This window comes from Acinetobacter sp. ANC 4648 (assembly GCF_002135345.1).
Classification (GTDB): domain Bacteria; phylum Pseudomonadota; class Gammaproteobacteria; order Pseudomonadales; family Moraxellaceae; genus Acinetobacter.
Genome location: NZ_NEGI01000002.1, coordinates 94,260 through 117,824, shown reverse-complemented (window position 1 = coordinate 117,824; position 23,565 = coordinate 94,260). Strand labels below are relative to the sequence as shown.

General features: G+C 38.4%; 26 protein-coding genes and 1 tRNA gene. 6 read left to right on the top strand and 21 right to left on the bottom strand.

Translation table 11 applies throughout. From position 1 onward, the window contains the following. Nucleotide 1: 1 nt before the first annotated feature. The 5 genes from rodA to B9T27_RS03690 form a co-directional block, all read right to left on the bottom strand. Entirely contained in the window at nucleotides 2-1,144 is a 1,143-nt protein-coding gene (gene rodA, locus B9T27_RS03710; RefSeq protein ID WP_086205518.1) for a rod shape-determining protein RodA, read from the bottom strand. 254 nt (nucleotides 1,145-1,398) lie between these two features. Continuing rightward, on the bottom strand, nucleotides 1,399-2,052 hold the full coding sequence (locus B9T27_RS03705; RefSeq protein WP_086205517.1) for a hypothetical protein: 654 nt from the start codon (nucleotides 2,050-2,052) through the stop codon (nucleotides 1,399-1,401). Nucleotides 2,053-2,075: 23 nt separating this feature from the next. Beyond that, nucleotides 2,076-2,888, bottom strand: a complete 813-nt coding sequence (queF, locus tag B9T27_RS03700) for an NADPH-dependent 7-cyano-7-deazaguanine reductase QueF (RefSeq protein WP_086205516.1) — start codon at nucleotides 2,886-2,888, stop codon at nucleotides 2,076-2,078. After that, nucleotides 2,888-3,661, bottom strand: coding sequence for an ABC transporter permease (locus tag B9T27_RS03695; protein ID WP_086205515.1), 774 nt, complete (start codon nucleotides 3,659-3,661; stop codon nucleotides 2,888-2,890). The genes queF and B9T27_RS03695 overlap by 1 nt, the downstream gene beginning before the upstream one ends. Beyond that, nucleotides 3,658-4,593: an ABC transporter ATP-binding protein gene (locus tag B9T27_RS03690; protein WP_086205514.1), complete on the bottom strand. Its 936-nt coding sequence runs from the start codon at nucleotides 4,591-4,593 to the stop codon at nucleotides 3,658-3,660. Before B9T27_RS03690 ends, B9T27_RS03695 begins: the two co-directional genes overlap by 4 nt. Before the next feature lie 187 nt (nucleotides 4,594-4,780). On the opposite strand from B9T27_RS03690, the gene B9T27_RS03685 reads away from it, so the two are divergent. Next, a tRNA-Arg gene (locus B9T27_RS03685) sits at nucleotides 4,781-4,856 on the top strand. Nucleotides 4,857-5,421: 565 nt separating this feature from the next. Here B9T27_RS03685 and B9T27_RS03680 read toward each other — a convergent pair. Both B9T27_RS03680 and B9T27_RS03675 read right to left on the bottom strand, forming a co-directional pair. Beyond that, nucleotides 5,422-6,033: a hypothetical protein gene (locus B9T27_RS03680; RefSeq protein ID WP_086205513.1), complete on the bottom strand. Its 612-nt coding sequence runs from the start codon at nucleotides 6,031-6,033 to the stop codon at nucleotides 5,422-5,424. Nucleotides 6,034-6,133: 100 nt separating this feature from the next. Then, nucleotides 6,134-6,823, bottom strand: a complete 690-nt coding sequence (locus tag B9T27_RS03675) for a putative quorum-sensing-regulated virulence factor (protein WP_086205937.1) — start codon at nucleotides 6,821-6,823, stop codon at nucleotides 6,134-6,136. Between the two features lie 367 nt (nucleotides 6,824-7,190). On the opposite strand from B9T27_RS03675, the gene B9T27_RS03670 reads away from it, so the two are divergent. The 3 genes from B9T27_RS03670 to rnk all read left to right on the top strand — a co-directional run bounded on the left by B9T27_RS03670 (nucleotide 7,191) and on the right by rnk (nucleotide 10,390). After that, nucleotides 7,191-8,414, top strand: coding sequence for an alpha/beta hydrolase family protein (locus tag B9T27_RS03670; RefSeq protein ID WP_086205512.1), 1,224 nt, complete (start codon nucleotides 7,191-7,193; stop codon nucleotides 8,412-8,414). Between the two features lie 152 nt (nucleotides 8,415-8,566). Continuing rightward, complete coding sequence (glyA, locus tag B9T27_RS03665; RefSeq protein WP_086205511.1) at nucleotides 8,567-9,820, top strand: serine hydroxymethyltransferase; 1,254 nt, start codon at nucleotides 8,567-8,569, stop codon at nucleotides 9,818-9,820. 165 nt (nucleotides 9,821-9,985) lie between these two features. Then, on the top strand, nucleotides 9,986-10,390 hold the full coding sequence (gene rnk / locus B9T27_RS03660) for a nucleoside diphosphate kinase regulator (protein WP_086205510.1): 405 nt from the start codon (nucleotides 9,986-9,988) through the stop codon (nucleotides 10,388-10,390). Between the two features lie 260 nt (nucleotides 10,391-10,650). On the opposite strand, the gene B9T27_RS03655 is transcribed toward rnk, so the two are convergent. The 5 genes from B9T27_RS03655 to B9T27_RS03635 form a co-directional block, all read right to left on the bottom strand. Next, nucleotides 10,651-11,058 carry a DUF3106 domain-containing protein gene (locus B9T27_RS03655; protein ID WP_086205509.1) on the bottom strand — a complete coding sequence of 136 codons (408 nt, stop codon included), beginning with the start codon at nucleotides 11,056-11,058 and terminating at the stop codon, nucleotides 10,651-10,653. Continuing rightward, entirely contained in the window at nucleotides 11,048-11,371 is a 324-nt protein-coding gene (locus B9T27_RS03650) for a hypothetical protein (RefSeq protein ID WP_086205508.1), read from the bottom strand. Before B9T27_RS03650 ends, B9T27_RS03655 begins: the two co-directional genes overlap by 11 nt. Beyond that, complete coding sequence (locus B9T27_RS03645) at nucleotides 11,361-11,981, bottom strand: RNA polymerase sigma factor (protein ID WP_171263332.1); 621 nt, start codon at nucleotides 11,979-11,981, stop codon at nucleotides 11,361-11,363. Before B9T27_RS03645 ends, B9T27_RS03650 begins: the two co-directional genes overlap by 11 nt. A gap of 158 nt (nucleotides 11,982-12,139) precedes the next feature. Then, the gene (locus B9T27_RS03640) at nucleotides 12,140-12,919 is read right to left on the bottom strand and encodes a TrmH family RNA methyltransferase (protein WP_086205506.1); all 780 of its coding nucleotides are present in this window, start codon (nucleotides 12,917-12,919) and stop codon (nucleotides 12,140-12,142) included. A 51-nt stretch (nucleotides 12,920-12,970) separates the two neighbouring features. Then, a complete protein-coding gene (locus B9T27_RS03635) occupies nucleotides 12,971-13,945 on the bottom strand; it encodes a class 1 fructose-bisphosphatase (protein WP_086205505.1) in 975 nt (324 codons plus the stop codon). 175 nt (nucleotides 13,946-14,120) lie between these two features. On the opposite strand from B9T27_RS03635, the gene B9T27_RS03630 reads away from it, so the two are divergent. Beyond that, on the top strand, nucleotides 14,121-14,306 hold the full coding sequence (locus B9T27_RS03630) for an NF038105 family protein (protein ID WP_086205504.1): 186 nt from the start codon (nucleotides 14,121-14,123) through the stop codon (nucleotides 14,304-14,306). 57 nt (nucleotides 14,307-14,363) lie between these two features. Here the strand turns inward: B9T27_RS03630 and pal are convergent, their stop codons facing one another. From pal to ybgC, 6 genes are all read right to left on the bottom strand, one after another. Continuing rightward, the gene (gene pal / locus B9T27_RS03625) at nucleotides 14,364-14,933 is read right to left on the bottom strand and encodes a peptidoglycan-associated lipoprotein Pal (RefSeq protein WP_086205503.1); all 570 of its coding nucleotides are present in this window, start codon (nucleotides 14,931-14,933) and stop codon (nucleotides 14,364-14,366) included. A gap of 56 nt (nucleotides 14,934-14,989) precedes the next feature. Continuing rightward, nucleotides 14,990-16,273, bottom strand: coding sequence for a Tol-Pal system beta propeller repeat protein TolB (gene tolB / locus B9T27_RS03620; RefSeq protein WP_086205502.1), 1,284 nt, complete (start codon nucleotides 16,271-16,273; stop codon nucleotides 14,990-14,992). A gap of 277 nt (nucleotides 16,274-16,550) precedes the next feature. Further along, on the bottom strand, nucleotides 16,551-17,912 hold the full coding sequence (gene tolA / locus B9T27_RS03615) for a cell envelope integrity protein TolA (protein ID WP_086205501.1): 1,362 nt from the start codon (nucleotides 17,910-17,912) through the stop codon (nucleotides 16,551-16,553). Nucleotides 17,913-17,915: 3 nt separating this feature from the next. Continuing rightward, nucleotides 17,916-18,365, bottom strand: a complete 450-nt coding sequence (tolR, locus tag B9T27_RS03610) for a protein TolR (RefSeq protein ID WP_086205500.1) — start codon at nucleotides 18,363-18,365, stop codon at nucleotides 17,916-17,918. Continuing rightward, a complete protein-coding gene (tolQ, locus tag B9T27_RS03605; RefSeq protein ID WP_086205499.1) occupies nucleotides 18,365-19,063 on the bottom strand; it encodes a protein TolQ in 699 nt (232 codons plus the stop codon). Before tolQ ends, tolR begins: the two co-directional genes overlap by 1 nt. A gap of 23 nt (nucleotides 19,064-19,086) precedes the next feature. Further along, nucleotides 19,087-19,494: a tol-pal system-associated acyl-CoA thioesterase gene (gene ybgC / locus B9T27_RS03600; RefSeq protein ID WP_086205498.1), complete on the bottom strand. Its 408-nt coding sequence runs from the start codon at nucleotides 19,492-19,494 to the stop codon at nucleotides 19,087-19,089. 227 nt (nucleotides 19,495-19,721) lie between these two features. On the opposite strand from ybgC, the gene B9T27_RS14940 reads away from it, so the two are divergent. Continuing rightward, entirely contained in the window at nucleotides 19,722-19,895 is a 174-nt protein-coding gene (locus tag B9T27_RS14940) for a hypothetical protein (protein WP_213033007.1), read from the top strand. A gap of 528 nt (nucleotides 19,896-20,423) precedes the next feature. Here B9T27_RS14940 and ruvB read toward each other — a convergent pair. From ruvB to B9T27_RS03580, 3 genes are all read right to left on the bottom strand, one after another. Continuing rightward, on the bottom strand, nucleotides 20,424-21,425 hold the full coding sequence (gene ruvB, locus B9T27_RS03590; protein ID WP_086205497.1) for a Holliday junction branch migration DNA helicase RuvB: 1,002 nt from the start codon (nucleotides 21,423-21,425) through the stop codon (nucleotides 20,424-20,426). Between the two features lie 18 nt (nucleotides 21,426-21,443). Next, complete coding sequence (gene ruvA / locus B9T27_RS03585) at nucleotides 21,444-22,046, bottom strand: Holliday junction branch migration protein RuvA (protein ID WP_086205496.1); 603 nt, start codon at nucleotides 22,044-22,046, stop codon at nucleotides 21,444-21,446. A gap of 139 nt (nucleotides 22,047-22,185) precedes the next feature. Further along, entirely contained in the window at nucleotides 22,186-23,526 is a 1,341-nt protein-coding gene (locus tag B9T27_RS03580; protein ID WP_086205495.1) for a deoxyguanosinetriphosphate triphosphohydrolase, read from the bottom strand. Nucleotides 23,527-23,565 lie beyond the last annotated feature (39 nt).

Here is a 23,565-nt window from a genome sequence, read left to right as displayed (position 1 = left end):
ATTAACGATGTGTATGAATAGACATAACAATGCCAAAAGTCGCCATTAAAGTAATAATTGCAGTACCACCATAACTCATAAAAGGTAGAGGCACACCGACTACAGGTAAAATACCACTGACCATGCCCGCATTTACAAATACGTAAACAAAAAATGACAAAGCTAAGGCACCTGCAACAAGTCGTCCATAGGTATGAAAGCATTGTAAGCTGATCTGGAAGGTTCTAAAAATAATGGCAAGATAGATAGTCATTAGAATAAGAATCCCAATAAGACCAAATTCTTCAGAAAATGCAGCAATAATAAAGTCGGTATGCCCTTCAGGTAAAAAGTGCAAATGTGACTGCGTACCTTCGAGATATCCTCGACCAATGAAACCACCTGATCCAATCGCAGTTTTAGACTGGATAATATTCCAGCCTGTCCCGAGTGCATCTGCTTCAGGGTTTAATAAGGTGAGGACACGTTGTCTTTGATAGTCATGTAATAGAAATTCCCATGCAATAGGAATAACCACACTCGCTGCTGCTACAGCAGCCATAATCATTTTCCAAGATAGACCACTAAGAAAAAGAACAAAAATCCCACTGGCCAGAATAAGCAAGGAAGTTCCTAAGTCTGGTTGTTCAGCAATGAGCAAAAATGGAACACCAATTAAAAGTAGTGATATACACACATTTTTAAAACTAGGCGGAAGTGGATTACGCGATAAAAACCAAGCAATCATTAAAGGCATGCCAATTTTCATAAACTCACTGGGTTGCACACTTCCAAAACCGGGAATACCGATCCAGCGTTTTGCGCCGAGTCGTATTTCACCAAAGGCAACCACAGCCAATAAGCATAAAATAGCGAAGCTATAAAAATACGGTGCAAAGGCTTGATAAACTTTGGGAGGGATTTGTGCTAAAGCAAACATCACAATAAAGCCGATACAAAAGCTCATGGCTTGTTTGGAAACCAGTCCGATATCTTGTGCTGAAGCACTATAAAGGACGGTTAGACCGAGTATGGCGTTTAAAAATAAAAATAAACACAGCCATGGGTCAATATGTAATCTTTGCCAACGCGAGGGTTGCATGGCGGTACTTAATCCATCTCGGGGAGATTGGCGAAGAAATTTATACTGTGAACTCGGGGCCATTAGACTGCTGTATTACTGTGGAAAAGGCTTTGCGCATGCTATCACAATCCCTGTTGAAGGCAATCTGTATCCATATGTAGCAATAAAAATTTACGTGAATGAAGAACACAGTTATCTTCTATATTAAATCTAAAAAGGTGTATTGATATTTTTGAGTATTTTTAGGGTACTTAATGATAAAGCTATTTTAGGCGGCAACAAAAATGCCCTTTAAAAAGGGCATTAATGCGTAATGTTTTATCTTAAATCACATTTTATTGATCAATAAATAAAGTATCGTGATATTCAGCAACTGCCAAAATTTCATCGCCATTTAAATTGGGAATAAGTTTATCAATCGCAATATGTACTGCTTTCGTGACGGCTGCTGCACCAAGATCAGATGCTTTACGTTTAATCATGCCCAAATCTAAAGTTTTGTTAAAATCTTTCATGAAATGAGCGATGGTCACATCTGCAAACTGTTTGTATTGCTTAGAAAGTACGCCACGATCTATTTCATTACCATCACGGATTTCTGCAAAACTGCTTTTGAGACTGGTGACTAAGTTCGCATCAAGATTAACACCGACTCGGTTTTGTGCTTCAGGGTCTGTGAATAAGCTTTTTTCAGAAAATTCAATGGACTGACGAACCACATCATTGTCGGCTTTACTGAGTAACTGTTTCAGTAAAATCGCCACAGTAGACTTGATATAGCCTGCTAATTTTTCAGCAGTTTCACGTTTGTCACTGGCAGGAAAGCGACGTACAAGTTCAACCAATAAAGCATCAATGATTTCATCATTAATCAATAAGGCAGTTTGGTCACGTAGTGGATACAGTGGTTCATTAGAATTTTTTTTCTCAATACCAGTTTGAATATTCTTGAGCAGTTCTTCAGACGGTACAAAACCAAAAAAGGGCATTGTTAAAACCTCAATGTTTTATCTTATTGTCGTGCCAATCGAATTGGGCTTGGCATCCATGATTCATCTGATACACGACATGGATTAATATCTAATCCGCCACGACGTGTATAAGTTGCATATACCATCAGCTTTGTTGGCTTTAAATTTTGCCAAATATCAGCAAAAATTTGTTCCACACATTGTTCGTGAAAACCATTATGCTGACGATACGAGATAATATAAGCTAAAACACTGCGATAACAAGGTTTTTTACCTTGGTAGCGAATAAAAACTGTACCCCAATCTGGTTGTCCTGTAACAGGGCAATTACTGCGTAAGAGGTGGGAATACATTTGAACTTCTAGCTCTTGGGCATTTTGATCAAGGCTTAATAAGCTGGCATCAGGATGATTGACTAGACAGTCAGGTTCTTGATTATCTAAACATATACCCTGCGGTTGACTAATGGCTAAATCATCCACCTGAAATAAGTCCAATTTAACTTCAGATTCAGCAGTTTTGGATAAATCTTTTTCAACTGTACGAATAAAATCCGCTTTAGAATCAAACTGTGTGAAGTTCATACTATTAAAGTAGAGCTTTAATGATTTTGATTCAATTAGGTTTGGTGATGCTGCTGGTAGTGTAATACGACCAATTGCAACTTGAGGAATACCCTTGGTATTAAGCCAAGAGATTTCAAAGACATGCCACCAATCTTTGCCTTTATAGATACCTTCAATCTGTGCGTAATTTTCACGTGCTGGTAGCCGTGCAATGGGAAATAAAATTTCGGGTTGATATGTACTTGGGTAATCGGTTTCTTTACCCAATAAAGAGAGTTCTACAGTCATTATTCACGCATTCCTTCACCACGAGAAAGTAAATAGTAGGCAATGCCATACAGTGCCACACAACATAGGGTAATAATGCTTAGCGAGAATGAAACATTCACATCACTGTGCCCTAAAATGCCGAAACGAAAGGCATTTACCATATATACAATCGGATTTATTAAAGAGAGATTTTGCCAAAAAGGGCTTAATGAACTAATTGCATAAAATACACCACCTAAATACGTTAGTGGTGTTAATACAAATGTCGGGATAATTGAAATATCATCAAAAGATTTGGCATAAACTGCATTGATTAAGCCGCCTAATGAGAATAATAAAGAGGTCACAATGACCGTGTAAATGGTCACAAAAATATTATGAATACTTAAGTCTGTAAAGAATAGGCTCATTGCAGTGACAATGGCACCCACCAATACACCACGACAGACGCCACCAATTACATAACCCCAAAGGACTAAGTGTAACGGGACTGGACTCATGATCAGTTCTTCAATACTTTTTTGAAATTTGGCACTAAAGAAACTTGACGATACATTGGCATAACTATTGGTGATCACGGCCATCATAATTAAACCTGGGACAATGAACTGCATATAGCTAAAGCCACCCATTTGTCCAATGCGTGATCCAACTAAATTACCGAAGATTACAAAGTACAAACTCATGGTAATCGCAGGCGGTAGTAAGGTTTGTGGCCAAATGCGCATAAAGCGGCGAATTTCTTTTTGGACTAAGGTGAATAACGCAATTCTGAGTTGGATAAAGTTCATTGCGCTGCTCCATCAAGGTTCTTTTCAACCATTTTTACAAATAGTTCTTCTAAACGACTGGATTTATTTCGCATGCTGGTTACACCAATCCCTTGAGCTTCTAAAAGTTGGAATAGGTCATTTAAAGTATGACCTTTATCCATGGTAACTTCTAAAGTGACTGGATCAATTAAATTGAATTTGACCCCAATAATGTCAAGGTAAAAGGGTTCAATTGGATTTTTTAAATCAAAAATAAAAGATTCTTCATTCAGCTGATTTAGGAAGGCCTTCATCGTGGTGTCTTCTTTAATCACACCACGATCAATAATCGCAATACGACGACACAGCATTTCTGCTTCTTCTAAATAATGTGTGGTAAGAATAATAGAGGTACCTTGCTCATTCATTTCTGTAAGGAAATCCCACATTGAGCGACGTAGTTCAATATCTACGCCCGCTGTAGGTTCATCTAGAATGAGTAATTTAGGTTCATGCATCATGGCGCGGGCAATCATTAAGCGACGTTTCATCCCACCTGAGAGCATGCGTGCTTGAACATAACGTTTTTCCCACAAGCCTAATTTTTCTAAATAAAGTTCGGCCCGTTGTTCGGCAATTTTTTTAGGAATACCGTAATAACCCGCTTGAGTTACCAAAATATCAAAGATTTTTTCAAATTGGCCAAAGTTAAATTCCTGTGGAACAACACCTAAACATTGCTTGGCACGTGATGGGTGAGTGTCTAAGTTGTGCCCAAAAATTTCTACTGTCCCCGAAGTTTTACGTGTCAAAGAGCTGATGATACTAATCGTTGTGGATTTGCCAGCGCCATTTGGACCGAGAAGAGCATAGAACTCACCTTCGGGAACAGTTAAATCAATGCTTTTGAGCGCTTGAAAGCCATTCCGATATGTCTTAGACAAATCTCTTAACGTCAATGCATCAGTCATGAAGTACTCACTTGGTTAATAGTGAGTATATTGTGAGTGATCTTACGCAATAAACCAAGCGTGCTTCACGGAATTATCTGTTTCAAATAAAGAACGCTGTATAAAGCTTGAACAAGAGTGTTGCTAAATAATTGATATTTGCTTTACCTTCTGATTTTTTTTGTTATGATGTGCGCACTTACTAGAAGCGGCCATAGCTCAACTGGATAGAGTACAGGTTTCCGAAGCCTGTGGCGTGGGTTCGAGTCCCGCTGGCCGTACCATTGATTAAAAATAATTATTTTAATTCAGAATTCATGTTTCTAAATTTTAATTGAGTAATATTTTATTATTTAAAATAAATGGCTTATGTTTTTATTATATTCTGATTGAGTGAGTTATCTTTTTCAGCCAATTATTATTTCGCACCTGAAACAATAGATCAAGAATAATTACTTTGGATATCTGTTCACAATTGTAATGACATCTTGATGCTACTGCTGGATTGGATTATATTTAACTCATAGTAGATCGAGAAGATTCTACTCTTTAGTTGGACGGATCAATGACGGCTTGTTGAATTTGTAAGATGATCTTCAAATAAAAAATAAGCACTAGCCATCCAACCCAAAAAGCTCACAGACATGTGGGCTTTTTCAATATTTATTTGATGTGTTTGCTGATCAAAATTTTCTAAAAACTGTTGAAGATGGCACATCTGAAGTCTTGGTAAGTTGAATTTTTATTGATAATAATGATTTTTAATATATTTATTTTAATAAACTTTAAAATTGTATTGTTCATTAAAATTTATTACTTTGGGTTAGGCAATTACAATCTTTGAAATAGCTAAGAAAGGTTTAAATGCTGTATCGAATGATTAATGCGTTGCATACTCTTATTGAGTTCAATCGGGGAGATTCGAGTTTCTTGCAATGCAGTAAGCCATTGCATTTGACATGGTTTGAGCTCAGTTAAAGTTTGAGTCGAGTTGATTCGATTAATTAATTGTTTTGCCATCAATCCGCAATGCTGATGTAGTAGGGTTTGCATAAGCTGCTTCATTTCATTAAATGTAAGTGGCACTAAATTTTCAGTAGATTCTGGAATGCAGGGAGCGTGTATAATTTGAGAAATCCCCATGCTTGACGGCGATTGGGTATTTATGAACGTTGCTTCTACAGTTTTTTGTTTTGTTTCACTGTATAGATTTATTTCTGAAATAAGTTTTTCATTTTTAAACGAATAAATGTCATTGGTTAGGTCGTCATCAATTAATCCCATGTCTTTAAGTTGTGTCAGCATTTCAATTGGGGCAAGTGAGCGTTTGATTAACTCATTCATACGCTGAAAGTCTTCAGTGCCAATCAATAGTAAAAGACGTCGTTGCCGTGCATTAAGAGCTAAAGTTCTATTTTTTAAGGCATCTAGGCCAAGTTGTGTTTTGTAATATTTTTGCATGATTAATTTCAACCCCACAATAAATTAATCATGCATAGTAATGTGTAAAAATTACACTTTTATGTAGTTAATATTACAATTCATAAGCTTAAGATTCTAATTACTTTGTATTTTCTAGTGCTTTACGCAAATATGGGTCAAGTTCTTCTTGTCGAAATAGCCAATTTATATAGTCAGAAGGAAGATCAGCAATTGCTGTACCACGGTGCTTACCAAAATTAATGGTACGTGGAATACGAGCATCTTCAGAAGCTTCAAATAATTCTTCAATAGTTTGAATATTCAGTTTATGAATAATGTGCATTAAAATATTTGCAGTCAAAATAATGTCTGCATCGGCACGATGTGCACCTTTGAGCATTTCACGGGCTTTTTCACTGCCTTTACTAATCATATAAATAAGTGCAGAAATATTATGTGCTTCAGCATCTGGCCAAACTAAACGCGCCAAAGCTAGTGTGCAAATAGCTTTAATATGAGATGTATCTACGCCGCACTGTTGAATAGCCCGAATATCATAATCAATGTTATGTCCAATAATATAGATTGTTTCATTGGGTAAAGTGAAGCTGCTAAAATTAGGCTGATTTGCAATTTCTGCTTCTAAAATATGATGCACCGCCATAGAGGCGTACGAAATTTTTTCATCACCAATACTATAGAGTTGATCAAACATTTGACTGCGATCTAGACTGAGTTTACCTGCTTCGATTTGAATAGGTGCATATGCAATCTCGATGGGCAATCCATTTAGCGTATGTGTTTCAGTATCGAGGATGATGGCTTGCATGACCTGCTCCAAAGCAAGAGTAAAGTGTTGCCAATGTACCTCTGACATATAAATGTTTCAAATTAAAATCAAAAAATTATGCATTTTTTCTATTTTTGTTGGAGTAGATGGATAAATAATCATCTTATTTATACTCTAAGATGAATTTGCTCTTTTGAGATAAACTTAATGAAGAAAAAGAAGTGGAGTTTTAAATTGAATATCATTTATAAATAAAGTCTGAGTGTCGGATCACTTGGCTAAAAATATTCAATAATTCACTTGCTATAGTTTAATTTTTTGCGTAAATATTGACCATGAACGAAAATAACTCGTTCCGATACTTTATAAACAACAATAGTAAAAGTTCGGTTTAAGGAAAAATCATATGAAAAAAAATGTACTCACGGTTCTTATGCTTAGTTCAGGTTTAATTTTAACGGCATGTAATGACAGCAATAATGATACAGAGCGACCTCCATCCGCCAATATAGATGTGAATCATATTCAAAATCCAGTGGTTGGTACGCCTGCAGCATATTCTTTGACTGATATGTCTGCTGTTGCTGCTGATAGTGTTGTTATGACCTATAAAATGAAAGGTATAAGCGGTACTGAAGTACTGGCAACATCTTTGGTCTTTACCCCTAAAACAGCTGCTCCAGCAGGAGGTTGGCCGATTGTTGCGTGGGCACATGGGACTACGGGGGTAGCAGATGTATGTGCACCAAGTCGTAATGTTATCAATCCTGCCGTTCAAAGTATGATTGCTAAATTTTTGGCACTGGGCTATGTTGTTGTTGCACCTGATTATGAAGGTTTGGGTGAGCCTGGAGATAAGGAATTACATCCATTCCTAAATTTAAAAAGTGAAGGATACTCTATTACTGATGCAGTTGTTGCGACACGTAATTGGCTAGGGAATAAAGCCTCATCAAAATGGGTGACTGTTGGTCATTCTCAAGGTGGGCAAGCCGCTTTGGGTGCAGCGCAATATGCAGCACGGGCTAATTTAGATTACAAAGGAACTGTAGCTGTAGCACCAGCTTCACATCTGGGATTGATTTTAAGTGCAGGTGAACTATCAGTGGCGAGTGCGCCGCCAGCGGCACAAATTCCTGTCTATGCATCATTAGATACTTTTACTGCACTGATCACTGCAGGCTTGAAAAACACCAATCCGAATCTTACATATAGTCAAATTTTTAAATCTCCAACCGATCAGATTGCTCAACATGCAGAATCAGTTTGTTTTGATACGCTTGGCAAACAATTTGGTGTGGCGATGGGGCAGTATGCTGCAATGAATGGCACATTAAATGGTTATCCACGTACTACGGATGGATTTATGAGCTTGCCTCTAGTCAAAACTTTCCTTGATATAGATTCGCAGCCTCTGAAAGTGCAAATCAAGACGCCGATTACTATTTATCAGGGGGGCGCAGATACAACAGTTCCGATCATTGCAACCAATGCTTTGAATGCAACCGCTCAAGCTTTTGGGACGCAAGTGAATTATATTACCAATCCAAGCTGGGATCACAGCACCGCATATGCACTGAATATTGACAATATTGTGGCTGATGCAAAAGGGATGCTTTCAGCGCGATAAGTGAGTTTGCATTAAATAGCTCAGGTTTTTAAAGCTTGAGCTATTTTTATATGAAACTGAATAAACTTCATTCTGTTTAATCAGAAAGTTCATGTTACAATGTGCGCAATCTTAGCACGGCTTAAAAGCCCTACATATATAGGACCTCGCTAATGTTTGCCAATATCTCAGTTGCAGAATTTGATCCAGAAATCGCTCAAGCAATCACAAAGGAAGATGCTCGCCAAGAAGCGCACATCGAACTGATTGCTTCTGAAAACTATTGCTCACCGGCAGTAATGGAAGCTCAAGGATCAAAACTTACAAACAAATATGCGGAAGGCTACCCAGGCAAACGCTATTATGGCGGTTGTGAATATGTAGATGTCATTGAACAATTAGCGATTGACCGTGCTAAAGCGTTGTTTGGTGCAGATTATGCAAACGTTCAACCACATGCAGGTTCACAAGCGAATTCAGCTGTTTACTTAGCGCTTCTTAATCCTGGTGATACCGTTTTAGGTATGAGCTTGGCTCATGGTGGTCACTTGACTCACGGTGCGAAAGTTAGCTTCTCTGGTAAAACATATAATGCGATTCAATATGGTTTAAATATTGAAACTGGCGAAATCGATTATGCAGAAGTTGAGCGTTTAGCCCTTGAGCATAAGCCACGTATGATTGTTGCTGGTTTCTCTGCGTATAGCCAAATTGTAGATTGGCAGCGTTTCCGTGATATCGCGGATAAAGTTGGCGCATATCTTTTTGTAGATATGGCGCATGTTGCTGGTTTAGTTGCTGCGGGTGTTTACCCAAGCCCAGTACAAATTGCTGACGTAACAACAACAACGACTCATAAAACGCTGCGTGGTCCGCGTTCTGGTTTAATCCTTGCGAAAGCGAATGAAGAGATTGAGAAAAAACTTCAATCTGCGGTATTCCCTGGTAACCAAGGTGGTCCATTGGTGCATGCGATTGCTGCTAAAGCAATCTGCTTTAAAGAAGCAATGACTCCAGAATACAAAGAATATCAAAAACAAGTGATTGTAAATGCTCAGGCCATGGCTGAAGTATTAATAAACCGCGGTTATGATATCGTTTCTGGTGGTACTGAAAATCACCTGTTCTTATTGTCTTTAATTAAACAAGATGTAACAGGTAAAGAAGCGGATGCATGGTTGGGTGCTGCTCACATTACTGTGAACAAAAATGCTGTACCAAATGATCCACGTTCTCCATTTGTCACTTCAGGTATTCGTATTGGTACGCCTGCGGTAACAACGCGTGGCTTCGGTGAAGCTGAAGTTCGTGAGCTTGCTGGTTGGATCGCTGATATTTTAGATAGTAAAGGTGATGAAGCTGTCATTAATACTGTGAAAGAAAAAGTGTCGGCTGTTTGTGCTAAATTCCCTGTTTACGCACACTAAGTTCTGACTTTAAAGAGGCCCCTCATGGGGGCTTTTTTTATAATATTGGGAATACAAAGTAAGATACACATAAGCCTATTTCTGTTATAAAGAATTAGAGATGAGAAATAACAACAACATGCCGTTGCACATATTAAGATGCATTTAGTTTAAGGAGTCATATCGATGGCTAAACCGAATATTATTATTTCTTCACAGGATTTACATCGTTTAGAAACAATGCTGGAACATCAAACTAAATTGACTCCGACCATGGAGCATTTAGAAGATGAGCTTGCACGAGCTACAGTTGTTGAGCCTAAAGATATTCCTGAAAATGTTGTCAGCATGAATGCAAAAGTATTGATTACAATTGCTCCAGCAAAAGAACCAACAGAAATTACATTGGTTTACCCACATGATTTTAAAGGGGATAAGGGGCAGGTCAATGTCGTTGCGCCAATTGGTGCTGCTATTTTAGGTTTGGCAGAGGGGCAGGAAATTGAATGGCCACAACCTGATGGGCATATCATGAAAGTAAAAATTGAAAAAGTGCTCTATCAGCCTGAGCGCGAAGGTGATTATCTATAATACTCATATAGATACATAAGCCCAGTTTTACTGGGCTTTCTCATTTTTTAAATCTAGAGTCGAAAATATTGCTTTTACTAGACTAGAATATTACATGGATATAATCGTGTATTTATTAAAAATTCAATTGGAGGTATGTGTGATTGAATAGTAAGTTCAGTAGCCATAATCTATATAAAAACTAAACTATATGGCTATTTTTTGATTTAGAAGAATAGTATTTTAAAATACTTTAATAAGCTTTAGCGATTTTTATATGTTTAATGAGATGTAATTGGGCCTTGTACATATTTTTGAATATATTGTTCTCGAATATCGGCGCGCTGTTCCGTAGTTGTGGCTTTCTGCATTTTTTTGCGTAATTCATTGCGTTCTAGTGAGCTCATTTGTTGCCAAGCTTCACGCATTTTTTCTTTTTCCTGTTCAGGCAGTTGAGTAAACCAGTCCATCCGCTGCTGTAGTGCAACACTTTGTTCTTCTGGGATTTCTTTTAAATTTTGGTAGCGCTTAATCAGCGCACGTTGTTCTGCATTCGACAGAGCATCCCATGTTTCATTGACTTGACTGTTCGCATCTTTAGAAAAAATCCAAAAACGTTCAAAACCTGCGAAACTAGTCTGTAAAAAACCAATTGCACAAAAAGCTAAAGCTAATTTTTTAGCTGCCATGGATTGTTGTGTCCTCGCCAAATACAGATATCATTTCAAGATCTTCCATCATTTGTGGTGAAAGTTTTGGACTCATAATGACTTGTTGTGAATGTGGTTTTTCATTCAGTTGCATAACGTTTGGTAATACAACAAAGCCTGTAATGGCTGCAGCAAGTGCAAAACCGGTCATTTTCCATGAGCTGAACCGATTGGTTGGCTTTTCATGAATATGATCCAAGACATTGCTCATCACTACAGCTTTGTTTCGGTGATTCTTTGCAAGACCATCAAGCTTAGAGGTCACTTGGTGTGTGAAATCTTCATGATTCATCAGATGATTCTCCCATAACAGGATTTAAATGAGATAAATGAGTTCTTAAACCTTGTATTGCACGATGATAATGTGTTTTTACACTACCTTCACTACAGTTCATAATTTGTGCTGTTGTTTGAGTGTCAAATCCTTCCCAAGCACGAAGCATAAAAGCTTGTTGTTGACGCACGGGAAGTTTATTTATTGCTGCTTGAATTTCTTCAATGGCAACTTCCTGAGCTAATAAATTTAAAGGGTTTGGGGTGGATTCATCAATGATATCAAATGCTTCTTCATCATCATTATTTAAATCAATTTTCCTAAATAGTGAAAAAGGCGATGCCCTACGCGCTTCTTTACGACGCCAATCTTGTAATTTATTATTTAAAATAGTGTAGAACAGGGGATACCATTCTTCGGTATTTTTTGCTGAATAAGATTTGTGTAAGGAAATAAAAGCTTCCTGTACTAAGTCCATGGCAATACCATTGTGACCTTGAGTCGCACTTTCCATCATGACTAAGGCACGTCCAGTCACATCTTGCATGAAATATTTCAGGCGTTGTTCAACGGTACTCGCTTGGGTACTGACTTTTTCCGACTGTGACTGCTTTGGTGCTAAATCCATAGAGATGGAAAATCCCGTCATTGGGTACCCACCATTTATTTTAAATCATTATGTATATAACGTAAAAAATAAATGATCGGTTGACAACTTAAGCAACTATTTTATCAGTGTAAATGATTTACTTAAGTACAGGGATGCTTATTACAATAAATTAAGGTTTAAAGTCTTTGGCGCACCATTTCAAAGAAACAAATTGAACCAGCAACGGCTACGTTTAATGACTCTTGACCACCTGGCTGTGGAATAGAAACAGCTTCTGCGTGCTTAAGTGCGAACTCAGAAACCCCTTGACCTTCATTACCAAGAATCCAAACGCACTGTTTGCGTAAGCTTTTTGAGTAAAGGCTTTCTGATTGATGATGAGAGCTAGTCACATAAACAGGGATAGTGAATTTATCTAAAAGATCTTCAAGAGCAATATTTTCATACGTTTGTAAAGAAAAATGTGCGCCCATGCCTGCACGTAATACACGTGGAGACCAAATAGAAGCCGAACCTTTAGTGCAAACCACTTGTTCAATGCCAGCCGCAGCCGCAGAACGCAATAAAGTACCGACATTGCCTGGATCTTGAATGTTATCTAGGATCAGTGTGTCTTCTTTAAAGTTTAACGCTTCACTTGAGCTTGGTAAGTCAACAATAGCTAGACATGCTAAAGAGGTGCCTAAGGTACTTAAATCATTATATAAAGATTCACTGAGTACAAAAATATTGCCTTCATATAATTCAGCAATTTTCTCTAAGTCAGGATGACTCATTGCCACTTCAGTGGTGAAAATTGAATTAATTTTACGATTTTTTGCTAACCAAGCTAGACTGAGGTGAGTACCTTCAAGTACTGTTTGGCGTTGTTTTTTGCGAAATGAACTTTGTTCAATCAAACCACGTAAGTGTTTAATCTTAGGGTTATCTTTAGATTCAAGAAAAAAAGCTGGCATGGGAGAATAATCCATGGAAGTAAGCTTAAATACTTACTCCCATTCTATAAATTAATGGTGATAATCAGTTGCTAGTTCGACTTCGTTTTTAGAGCCAATAATAACAGGAACACGTTGGTGTAGCTCTGTAGGTTGGATCTCCATGATACGGACTCGACCCGTTGTAGAGGCGCCGCCAGCCTGTTCCATGAGCATACTCATTGGATTAGCTTCGTACATTAAACGTAGACGACCTGCTTTTTTCGGATCTTTAGTATCGTATGGATATAAGAAAATACCACTACGGCAAAGAATACGGTGAATATCACCCACCATACATGCAACCCAGCGCATATTAAAGTCTTTTTCACGGACTGATGTTTTACCTGATTGTAATTCTTCAATATAACGTTTTACTGGCGCTTCCCAGTGACGTTGATTTGATGCATTAATGGCATATTCTTGTGTATCAGCTGCCACTTGGATGTTTTCAGACGTGAGCAAAAATTGCTGAGTTTCTGGATCGAAAGTAAAGAAGTCAGTACCTGCACCCACAGTCAGTGCCATCATGGTCGATGGACCGTAAAGAACATAACCTGCGGCTGCTTGCTGTGTGCCCGCTTGGAAAAAGTCTTCAGCTTGAGTCACTGCATTTTTTGCAGGAAGAATCGAGAAAATAGTACCAACACACATATTGATGTCGATGTTACTTGAACCATCCAGTGGATCAAATAAGACTAGGTATTCGCCATTTTCTTGTGCAGGGGTGAAGTCATCGAGTTCTTCAGATGCTAGACCACCTACATTTTTATGCGCTTTAAGTGCATCAATTAAATAGTCATTGGAAATCACATCGAGTTTCTTTTGGGTTTCACCTTGCACATTTTCAAGCTCTGCACTGCCTAAAACACCTGCTAATGCACCTTTTTGTAAAGCAAGATCAATGGTCTTACATGTATTGGCAATGGTTTCAATTACATCTGCAAGTGCAGGTGTCAGGTTCCCTTGTTGTTCTTCTAAATACTGGGATAATGTGCGATATGACATATCAGGGGTGCTCCAAAAGCAATAAAATTCTAGCAAATTAAAGAATGCGGCTATTTTAGATGAGTTCGACTCAAAATAAAAATTATCCTGTGTTATTTGTCGCGATTTTACTCTTGCAAGTATTTTAGAAAGTGCTATGTTGAAGATAGAAGCATCAAGTACAAGGAGCACTAAGATGACAACGAAAAAATTTGAGGCGACACCCTCACCAAGTGAAGGCATTGACTTAAAAGAAATTAGTGTTGAAAATGTAAAAGATGCATGGAAAGAATATCAAGCAAAACCTGAATACAAAGAATTCAATAAGCATGATCTGATTGAATCTATGCAAAGTCCCATGCCAGAATCATCTAAAAATTAATTTATAAAAAAGCGCCCATTAAAAATGAGCGCTTTTTTATTGCTACGATTCAGGGTTTTATTTTAATAAAGGCGGAACCGCTTCGTAGTTTAATTCAACACGACGATTTTCTTTCCAAGCCGCTTCATTGTGTCCTGGATTAATTGGCATTTCTTTACCATAGCTGACTGCTTCAAGTTGGTTTGAAGCCACGCCATTGGTCACTAAATAGCTTTGAACAGATTTGGCACGACGTTCACCCAAAGCCATGTTGTATTCACGGGTACCGCGTTCATCGGTATGCCCCATTAAAGCTATTTTAGAGTTAGCATTTGCTTTAAGGAACTGCGCGTGTGCTTGCAGTGTTTGGTAATCTTCATTTGAAAGTTCACTGCTATCATAGTCAAAATGTACAACGCGTTTGGCTAAGAATGCTTTATTCTCTGCAGTAACACCTTTGGCAGATGCACCAGCAAGATTTTGTGCATTTAATGCCGCATCTTCACTTAAGCCCTCTGTATTTACGGTAGTTGAGCCATTTGGTGTGGTTCCTGTAGTAATTTCTGCAGCAGGTTTACGGCTAGCACAACCAGTCATAATTAAACTTGCGGCAAGTACAGGTAGGGCTAGATATTTAATAGATTTCATTGTTTATCTCCATAACGTATTTTTTAAATCGAACAGGAATTTTATAATTCCTGTATTTATTTGGGTGCCCAAGCAGGTTCACGAACCTCACCTTGTTCGCTCGGTAGATTCATGCGGAAGCGACCATCGGTAGACATGATTGCGAGCAAACCACGATTACCTTCACGTGTGGCATAAACCACCATTTGTCCATTTGGAGAGAAGCTTGGTGATTCATCCAGACTAGTCGGTGTTAAAATATTGGTAATGCCTGTAGAAATTTCTTGAATAGCGACTTTATAGTTACTACCAGATGGACGGTGGACGAGTGCGATATATTTACCATCTGCACTTAAGCTTCCTCGAGCATTAAAAGCACCACGGAAGGTTAAGCGTTTAGTCGAGCCATCTTCAAAGGTATAACGATAAATTTGTGCTGAACCACCGCGATCAGAAGTAAAAATAAAAGATTTTCCATCGGGTGCATAACGTGCTTCGGTGTCAATGGCACTGTCATTGGTCATGCGCTTTACTTGGCGTGTTTCCAAATTCATTTGGTAAATTTCTGGATTGTCATGCATTGACGCAGTAAATAACATACTTTTCCCGTCTGGAGAAAAGCTAGGTGCACCATTTAAACCACGGAAGCCAGCTAGTTTTTCACGCTGACCAGTTGATAAATCTTGTATATAAATTGCAGGGCGTTTAGTTTCAAATGAAACGTATGCAATTTTCTTGGCATCAGGTGTCCACGCAGGCGATAGAATTGGATCGCGTGAACTTAAAACTGTTTTAGGCTGTTCACCATCCGTATCGGCAATTTGCAGCGTATAACGTTGTTCAGGTGTCGCTGGATTACGTAATACATAAGCAATACGCCCTGTAAAATCACCCTGAATTCCGGTTAATGCTTGGTATATTTCATCACTGATCATATGTGCTGCTGAACGAATACGAGAGGCAGGTACAGTCAATAATTCATTCAATAAGAATTTTTGTTTTTCAATATCATAGAGTTGATATTGAACCGCCAAACTACCATCGGCATTTTGTTTTACATCCCCTAAAACGACATAAGGTACGCCTGCGGCTTTCCATGCTTCGGCATTAACATTGTTTAAACTTGCTGTAGCGGGTAAGTTTTTTGAAGCACTACTAAAACGTCCAGAGCGGTTTAAATCTTGCTCTATGATTGGATAGATTGCTGAATCATTACTAAAGGGAATAATTGCAATTTTAGGTGCACTTTCGGGTGCTTTGGCAATTTCTAAATGGAGTTGGGCATAAGAGCTTGTAATTAGAGCAGGACTAAATGCTGCCATAATTGCCAATCCGAATAGATATTTAGGCATCATTTTCATGGGTCGTCATGTACTCAATTAATGGTTTTTAACTATGTGTAACTTTTTAGCATAATCACATGATTTTAATCTATATAAAGCATGTAAGTATGAAGCCAAAATGAATTTTAAATATTTTTTCTATAAATTTAGATGCAGAAATGCTTTACGAGGAAGAGTGCTGCATACATTTAGTATTTATGTTGAGAACGAATTTAATGTTGCACTTAACAAAAAATATTTTGTGAGAAAAAAGACACCCTGCCAGAGCAGAGTGTATAGATTTAAGCTCTATTCATTATTTTACTGTGAATGATGCAGTAAAGCTGCGAGCCTCACGTCTGGCATCTGGATCAGATGGCATTGGGTAGGGTGCAGCTGAGCGAACCGCTTGTTCTATGCTGGCTTTGACATCAGGGTCAGAGGCATTCACAATCACTGACGCAACCGCACCGCTGTCAGTAAGTGAGACACGAGCAGTTGCTTTTTGACCTGAAGATCCAGATGGCATACGCCAAGCATTCTTAACTTTATTTTCAAAATCACGTTTTGCAGTTGAAGCAATTTGCTTTAACTCAGCTCGTTTATTAGCAGCTTCTTCGGCAGCTTTTCTCGCTGAAGATGCTTGAGCCTCTGCTTCGGCGCGCTCTTTAGCTTCTGCTTTTTCTGCTGCATCAGCTTTGGCTTTATTCGCTGCATCGGTCTTGGCTTTATTTGCTGCATCAGCTTTGGCTTTATTTGCTGCATCAGCTTTGGCTTTATTTGCTGCATCGGCTTTTGCTTTTTCCGCTGCATCAGCTTTGGCTTTATTTGCTGCATCAGCTTTGGCTTTATTTGCTGCATCAGCTTTGGCTTTATTTGCTGCATCAGCTTTGGCTTTATTTGCTGCATCAGCTTTGGCTTTATTTGCTGCATCAGCTTTGGCTTTATTTGCTGCATCAGCTTGAGCTTTATTCGCTGCATCAGCTTTGGCTTTATTTGCTGCATCGGCTTTTGCTTTTTCCGCTGCATCAGCTTTTGCTTTATTTGCTGCATCAGCTTTGGCTTTATTTGCTGCATCAGCTTGAGCTTTATTCGCAGCATCAGCTTGTGCTTTAGCTGCAGCATTGGCTTTTTCAGCTTCAGCTACTTTTGCTTTCACAAGAGCTTCCGCTTTAGCTTTTTCAGCTGATGTTTTGGCTTGACGTGCTTGTTCAGTTGCTTCTGCTTTCGCTTTTTCGGCAGCTTGTGCTTTTGCACGAGCAGCATCTGCAATTTTGTCTTTTACTGCTTGAGCAGCAAGTAAAGCGGCTTGTTCTGCGAGTAGTTTCTGTTCGGCTGCTTTTGCCGCTTTTTGTATATCAATTTTTGGTGCTTCAACTGGTGTAGGTGCAACTGTTGGGATTTTGGGAGCATTTTGCTGTGGTTCAGCAGTTTGTTGAATATCCTCAGCAACTTTTGCATCGGTAGTTTCTGTGGAATCTGTTTGTTCAAGTGGTTTAGCTTCAGGAGGGATTAAGTCTTCAGGACGAATTAATACAGTTTTGATTTGTTTGGGTGCTTCTGGCGGTTTACTTAAACCGAGAAAAAGTAAGCTCGTGATTGCTACTACATGGATACCAAGGGTAAATCCAAGTGCAATTGCTGTTTCTTTAGATGGAGACTTTTGAAAATCTTTCATAACTTATTCATCAGATTTTGTAAGTAAACCAACTTGGGTTAAACCAGCATCTTGTAAACTTGACATAAGTGCAATGACATCCCCATAAGGGCGTGAACTATCACCACGGATCACCACGTTTAATTCTTTATTGGAAGCTTGTGCATCAGTTTGCGCTTCTTTCAAAATATCAGTCAACTGAGCAAGTTCTAATTGTTCACCCTTATGTTCTTTATATTCTAAATAATAAAGTCCATCTTTATTGAGTGAAACCATAGCAGGTGCATCTTTTGACTCAATCGAAGTTGCATTTGCCTGTGGTAAGTCGACTTTAATGCCACTTGTAATCATGGGTGCAGTCACCATGAAAATAACCAATAAAACTAACATTACGTCGATATAGGGCACGACATTCATATCACTTTTTAAAGGTTTTTTAATACGCTCAAAGCGTCCAGCACGTTGAATTGCCATTATTCAGTTTCCTGTGTAGTTCCCACAGACTGACGTTGTAATAGCGCCACCATTTCTTCTGCAAATAAGGCGCGGTCAGAATAAACCTCTTCACCTTTAGATGTGTAATGGTTAAATGCCAATACAGCTGGAATTGCAGCAAATAGGCCAATGGCTGTTGCAATGAGTGCTTCGGCAATACCCGGTGCAACTGTGGCTAACGTGACTTGATCGACCTGAGCCAAACCAATAAAGGCATTCATGATGCCCCAAACCGTACCGAATAACCCGATATAAGGTGCAACAGAACCAATACTGGCGAGGGCACTTAAACCATTTTCTAAACGACTTTGGTCGCGACTTAAGCCGACACGTAAAATACGTTCTGTACCTTCAATCAATGGTGTAGCTTCTGCTTGACGTTTTTTAAGCTTTAAAAACTCGCCTAAACCTTGATAGAAAATATCTTCTAGACCTTCACGTTTAGAGTTGAGCTGTGCATTGTTAAATAAAGTATTGAGCTCTGCACCAGACCAGAATATCTTCTGAAAATGATCATCCCCTTGTTTGGCTTTTTTATAGCCCATATGTAACTTGGCAATTAGATACCAGCTCAGTAACGATGCTAATACTAAAATCAGCATGACCAGCTGAACCACTGGGCTTGCTTGTAAAATTAAATCAGATAGGTGTAGTGAGGATTCTAGTTGTGTTGCCATAGTTACATGTGCCAATAATATTTTTATTCGTGAGCTAATTCTTTTTGAATTAATTCACGGATTTCGTGAGGAATTCTACAAGGTTTCATTTCAGCACTAATACATGCCAACTCCACCTCGCCAGAAGCAAGCATGATTTCACCACGATAAATATTTTGTTGCAATACAAAAGACGTAGCTTTACACGAAACTACACTCGCTGTGACCGTAATTAAGTCATCCATGAGTATAGGACGGGAATATTTCAATGCAATTTTGTGTACCACAAAGTTGTAATCTTTTTGATGCCAATAATGGTGGATACCAGAAGCACGTAACCATTCGGTACGCGCACGCTCCATAAAGCGGATATGGTTAGCATGGTAAACAATTCCACCTGCATCTGTATCTTCAATATATACACGGATTTGGAATTCAAATTTGTTCGCCATGATGCTGTTCCATTTCTTACTTAGATAGTGTATTTGAGCAGCTTGCTAGGCTAATTTTGCAGTTGAATAGTTTTGAAAGTTAGCTAAGAAGCAAGTGCTGTAATGGCTTGCAGTTTATCACACTGTTTTTTTTGTTAATTGGCACAAGAGACCAAATATAGAGGCGTAACTTATGGTCTTTTGATTTTTAATATATTGATTTTTAATGAGTATTATGTTTTTTTGGCGTGATAATACCAGAACGGAATGTACAAAGTGTTGTCTTACAACAGTCAAATAGGGAAAAAGTTAATTTAGATTTAAATATTTCTTCTACCGATACAACAGCGATTTGGTCATTTGGGGTGGCGATGATTATTGCTATTGCTTTGGGAGGATTAGCAACTTGGTTAGCGTATTAGTATGGAAAAAGAAGTTTTGATTTAACAAAACAATCTTTTGATAGTTTGATTAAGCAAATTAAAAGTTATGTTGGATACAAATTGGGCACTAATTGATGCACAAAATCATCAATAGATTAGTGCACAAAAATTGAAATATTTAAAGTTTTCTATAATAAATTTAAAGAAATAGACATGAGGTTTATGGTTGAGGCGAAAGATTTTGCTACTTAGATTATAAAATTTTCATAGAAATACAGAATAAAACTAAGGCAATCTAATCTCTAAAAACAATAATTTAATTTCAGGTCTTTAATTTAGCAGAAAATTTCCAAGATAGTGTGAATCCAGTTTTAAACAAAATTTTGATGAGTATGGGTGAGTTAAGAAATGGTTTATTAATAAAAATGATTTAATTAAAGATTTAGATTTTTTATAGAGAAAATGTTGAAAATTTAAGCGCATTTTTAATCAATTGTTGAAAGAAGAAATAGTACTGGAAAAATTGATAAAGTGAGCTTGCGATTTACAAGCTCACTTTATGAAATATCATTTAGGTTCAGGTGGTGTCATTCCAAACTGTAAATAAGCCTGATTCGTTGCAATACGACCACGTGCAGTGCGCATAGCATAACCTTGTTGAATTAAATATGGTTCAATCACATCTTCTAATGTTCCTGAATCTTCTGCCATTGCCGCAGCCAAAGCTTCAACACCAGCAGGCCCACCATCAAAACGTTCCAGTAGCATGCTTAAATAACGACGGTCTAAGGTGTCTAAACCATCTTTATCGACATTGAGCATGTCTAAAGCACGCTGTGCCATATCTTGCGTGATTTCCCCCGTACCCTTGACTTGTGCATAGTCACGTACGCGACGCAATAAACGGTTGGCAATACGTGGTGTACCACGAGCCCGGCGCGCAATTTCTTTAGCGCCATCTGCTGTAGTGGGTAAATCCATTAAATGTGCGGAACGCCCCACAATATGGGTTAAGTCTTCAACCGAATAAAATTCTAAACGCTGTACAATACCAAAACGGTCACGTAGCGGAGAAGTCAATAGACCTGCGCGTGTCGTGGCAGCGACGAGGGTAAAAGGCGGTAAATCCAATTTAATTGAACGTGCTGCGGGACCTTCACCAATCATAATGTCGAGTTGGTAATCTTCCATTGCTGGATAAAGAATCTCTTCAATCACTGGTGAAAGACGATGAATTTCATCAATAAATAGAACATCACCTTCTTCAAGATTAGTGAGCATTGCCGCTAAATCACCAGCGCGCTCTAATACAGGGCCAGAAGTGGATTTTAAATTGCCACCCATTTCACGTGCAATAATATTGGCTAAAGTGGTTTTTCCTAAACCCGGTGGACCAAAAATTAAAGTATGATCCAGTGCTTCGCCACGGCCACGTGCCGCGCCAATAAAGATTTCCATCTGCTCACGAACCACAGGTTGACCAATATAGTCATCCAAAGATGTCGGGCGAATGGCACGATCAAAATGATCTTCAGGTTTTTCAGAACCACTGATGATACGGTCTTGCATAAGTGTTTTAATCTATCTTTATTTGTTCATTGATTTAAGAGAAGCTCGGATAATATCAGCCGCTTCAGTGTAATCACCTTTGGCCGCAGCCACAATTTTTTGTGCTTCTAAGGGCTTAAAGCCTAAAGATTGTAAAGCCGCTTCAGCCTCAGCAACCGCAGAGTTTCCAATAAATTGAATTTGCGGAGAAGTAGAGTTTGCTGTCATTGAGCTTGTCGCCATGGCTTTGAAGCGGTCACGCAGTTCAATCATCAAACGTTCAGCCGTTTTTTTGCCGACACCTGGAACTTTCACCAGCGTATTAATATCTTCATGTTCAACAGTATGAATCAATAGGTCGACACTTAATGTTGATAAAATACCCAATGCCATACGTGGACCTACACCGTTGACTTTCAGTAAGGTACGGAAAATAGTTTTTTCTTGTGATTGCGCAAAGCCAAATAATTGTTGAGCATCTTCACGAACGACCAAATGCGTCCATAGCGTGGTTTTTTGCCCTTTTTGTAATTGGCAAAATGTCGACAATGGCGTATCAATTTCATAGCCCACGCCATTTACATTTAACAATACTGTAGGTGCTTCGAGTGCAAGCACCTCACCAATAAGACATCCGATCATTGAATTTTTTCACTTATATCAAAGTTAATTTTTAAGCAGCATTCTGTTAGGAATTTTCAGCTTATATCTAAAAATAATGAATTTTGTTGAGAGTATAACGAAGCTTCAGTAATTACTAGCACTACAGAATGGTCTTGCTTTAAAAGAATCCAACCTTGTTACCTTGTAACTCTTGCGCTAAGTTATAGGCTTGGTGGTCGGAAAATTTACTCACAATATCTAAGGTTTGCATAATATTGTCATAATGGCTGTCATTAAAGTGTGCACCAAAACGATCTAATATCGACATTAAACGTTGATCTTTAAAACTGAGTGTTTTATTTGGAGTAGTCAGTGGAATAAAAGCATCCAAAATATGTTGTAAACTTTGATGAGCAATAATTTCTAAACCAGATTTTTGCGGATGTTCAAAAATTTTTTCACGCGCGAGATTCTTGGCTTTTTCTATCCCAATTTCAATATCCGTTGCACAATATTGCAATAAACTTCCTTTGAGCTGTCCTGATAAAATTTCAAAATGGTGTTTGGCAAAAGCGCTAGTGACTTCATCGACGAGACGCTTCATCACACGGCCACGTAGCGCTGCAATTTTTTGCTGCCATGTGGTATTCGGTGTCGTCAGTTCAGTGGGTCGAGCATACTCGCCAATCAGATCTAAAAATATCGGTTCCACTTCCTCATAGCTCAGCATATTTAAAATAATGCCATCCTCAAGATCGATAAGGGCATAACAAATATCATCAGCTGCTTCAAGTAGATACGTTAGTGGATGACGACAATAATGATATTCACCGAGTTTAATTAACCCCAGTTGTTCAGCAATTTCTTTTAAAATCTCTCTTTCAGCTTGATAGCAACCAAATTTAGCACGGTTACTTGCAGGTGTTTCCCCTTGAGACTCAATGGTTTTGGATAGCCAAGGGTATTTTAAATATGCCCCTAAAGTGGCATATGTTAAACGCATACCACCATCATTTGGATGGTAATCAATTTTAGTCAGCAGGCGTAAGCCTTGTGCATTACCTTCAAATTGACGAACATCAGCCTGTTGTTCAGGGCTTAAATCTTGTAAAAAACCAGTATGTGAGACATCGTCAAACCATTCTCGTATTGCATATTCACCCGCATGTCCAAACGGAGGATTACCAATGTCATGTGCTAAACATGCTGCTTGAATAATTGCGCCAACATCTGCAGGCGAAATCCAAATAGGGAGATGATCTTTAATTTTTTCAGCCGCCAGCATACCCAGTGAACGTCCAATACAAGAAACCTCTAAAGAATGGGTTAAACGAGTATGAATACCATCATGCTGGGTGAGTGGATGGACTTGGGTTTTTCGGTTTAATTGTCGAAAACTTTGCGAAAATATAATGCGGTCATAATCTTTATGAAAAGGGCTACGTGCCTGTTCTGAGTTTTGTTTTTTACTTCCCATACGAACTGTTGCAAGTAGTTCTAACCAACGCATTTGAGCCATTTATCATTAGTCACTGATTATTTAAATCTATCATGCCAA

Coding starts and splice junctions, on each gene's coding strand:
- B9T27_RS03655 (WP_086205509.1), bottom strand. CDS start 11,058: ATGGCAGCTAAAAAATTAGCTTTAGCTTTTTGTGCAATTGGTTTTTTA.
- rnk (WP_086205510.1), top strand. CDS start 9,986: ATGGCTAAACCGAATATTATTATTTCTTCACAGGATTTACATCGTTTA.
- tolR (WP_086205500.1), bottom strand. CDS start 18,365: ATGGCAATTCAACGTGCTGGACGCTTTGAGCGTATTAAAAAACCTTTA.
- B9T27_RS03630 (WP_086205504.1), top strand. CDS start 14,121: ATGACAACGAAAAAATTTGAGGCGACACCCTCACCAAGTGAAGGCATT.
- tolB (WP_086205502.1), bottom strand. CDS start 16,273: ATGAAAATGATGCCTAAATATCTATTCGGATTGGCAATTATGGCAGCA.
- B9T27_RS03695 (WP_086205515.1), bottom strand. CDS start 3,661: ATGAACTTTATCCAACTCAGAATTGCGTTATTCACCTTAGTCCAAAAA.
- B9T27_RS03690 (WP_086205514.1), bottom strand. CDS start 4,593: ATGACTGATGCATTGACGTTAAGAGATTTGTCTAAGACATATCGGAAT.
- B9T27_RS03675 (WP_086205937.1), bottom strand. CDS start 6,823: ATGCAAGCCATCATCCTCGATACTGAAACACATACGCTAAATGGATTG.
- B9T27_RS03580 (WP_086205495.1), bottom strand. CDS start 23,526: ATGGCTCAAATGCGTTGGTTAGAACTACTTGCAACAGTTCGTATGGGA.
- queF (WP_086205516.1), bottom strand. CDS start 2,888: ATGACTGTAGAACTCTCTTTATTGGGTAAAGAAACCGATTACCCAAGT.
- tolA (WP_086205501.1), bottom strand. CDS start 17,912: ATGAAAGATTTTCAAAAGTCTCCATCTAAAGAAACAGCAATTGCACTT.
- B9T27_RS03635 (WP_086205505.1), bottom strand. CDS start 13,945: ATGTCATATCGCACATTATCCCAGTATTTAGAAGAACAACAAGGGAAC.
- ybgC (WP_086205498.1), bottom strand. CDS start 19,494: ATGGCGAACAAATTTGAATTCCAAATCCGTGTATATATTGAAGATACA.
- B9T27_RS03640 (WP_086205506.1), bottom strand. CDS start 12,919: ATGCCAGCTTTTTTTCTTGAATCTAAAGATAACCCTAAGATTAAACAC.
- B9T27_RS03705 (WP_086205517.1), bottom strand. CDS start 2,052: ATGCCCTTTTTTGGTTTTGTACCGTCTGAAGAACTGCTCAAGAATATT.
- B9T27_RS03680 (WP_086205513.1), bottom strand. CDS start 6,033: ATGCAAAAATATTACAAAACACAACTTGGCCTAGATGCCTTAAAAAAT.
- B9T27_RS03670 (WP_086205512.1), top strand. CDS start 7,191: ATGAAAAAAAATGTACTCACGGTTCTTATGCTTAGTTCAGGTTTAATT.
- B9T27_RS03650 (WP_086205508.1), bottom strand. CDS start 11,371: ATGAATCATGAAGATTTCACACACCAAGTGACCTCTAAGCTTGATGGT.
- ruvB (WP_086205497.1), bottom strand. CDS start 21,425: ATGCAAGACCGTATCATCAGTGGTTCTGAAAAACCTGAAGATCATTTT.
- tolQ (WP_086205499.1), bottom strand. CDS start 19,063: ATGGCAACACAACTAGAATCCTCACTACACCTATCTGATTTAATTTTA.
- ruvA (WP_086205496.1), bottom strand. CDS start 22,046: ATGATCGGATGTCTTATTGGTGAGGTGCTTGCACTCGAAGCACCTACA.
- B9T27_RS03645 (WP_171263332.1), bottom strand. CDS start 11,981: ATGGATTTAGCACCAAAGCAGTCACAGTCGGAAAAAGTCAGTACCCAA.
- pal (WP_086205503.1), bottom strand. CDS start 14,933: ATGAAATCTATTAAATATCTAGCCCTACCTGTACTTGCCGCAAGTTTA.
- rodA (WP_086205518.1), bottom strand. CDS start 1,144: ATGGCCCCGAGTTCACAGTATAAATTTCTTCGCCAATCTCCCCGAGAT.
- glyA (WP_086205511.1), top strand. CDS start 8,567: ATGTTTGCCAATATCTCAGTTGCAGAATTTGATCCAGAAATCGCTCAA.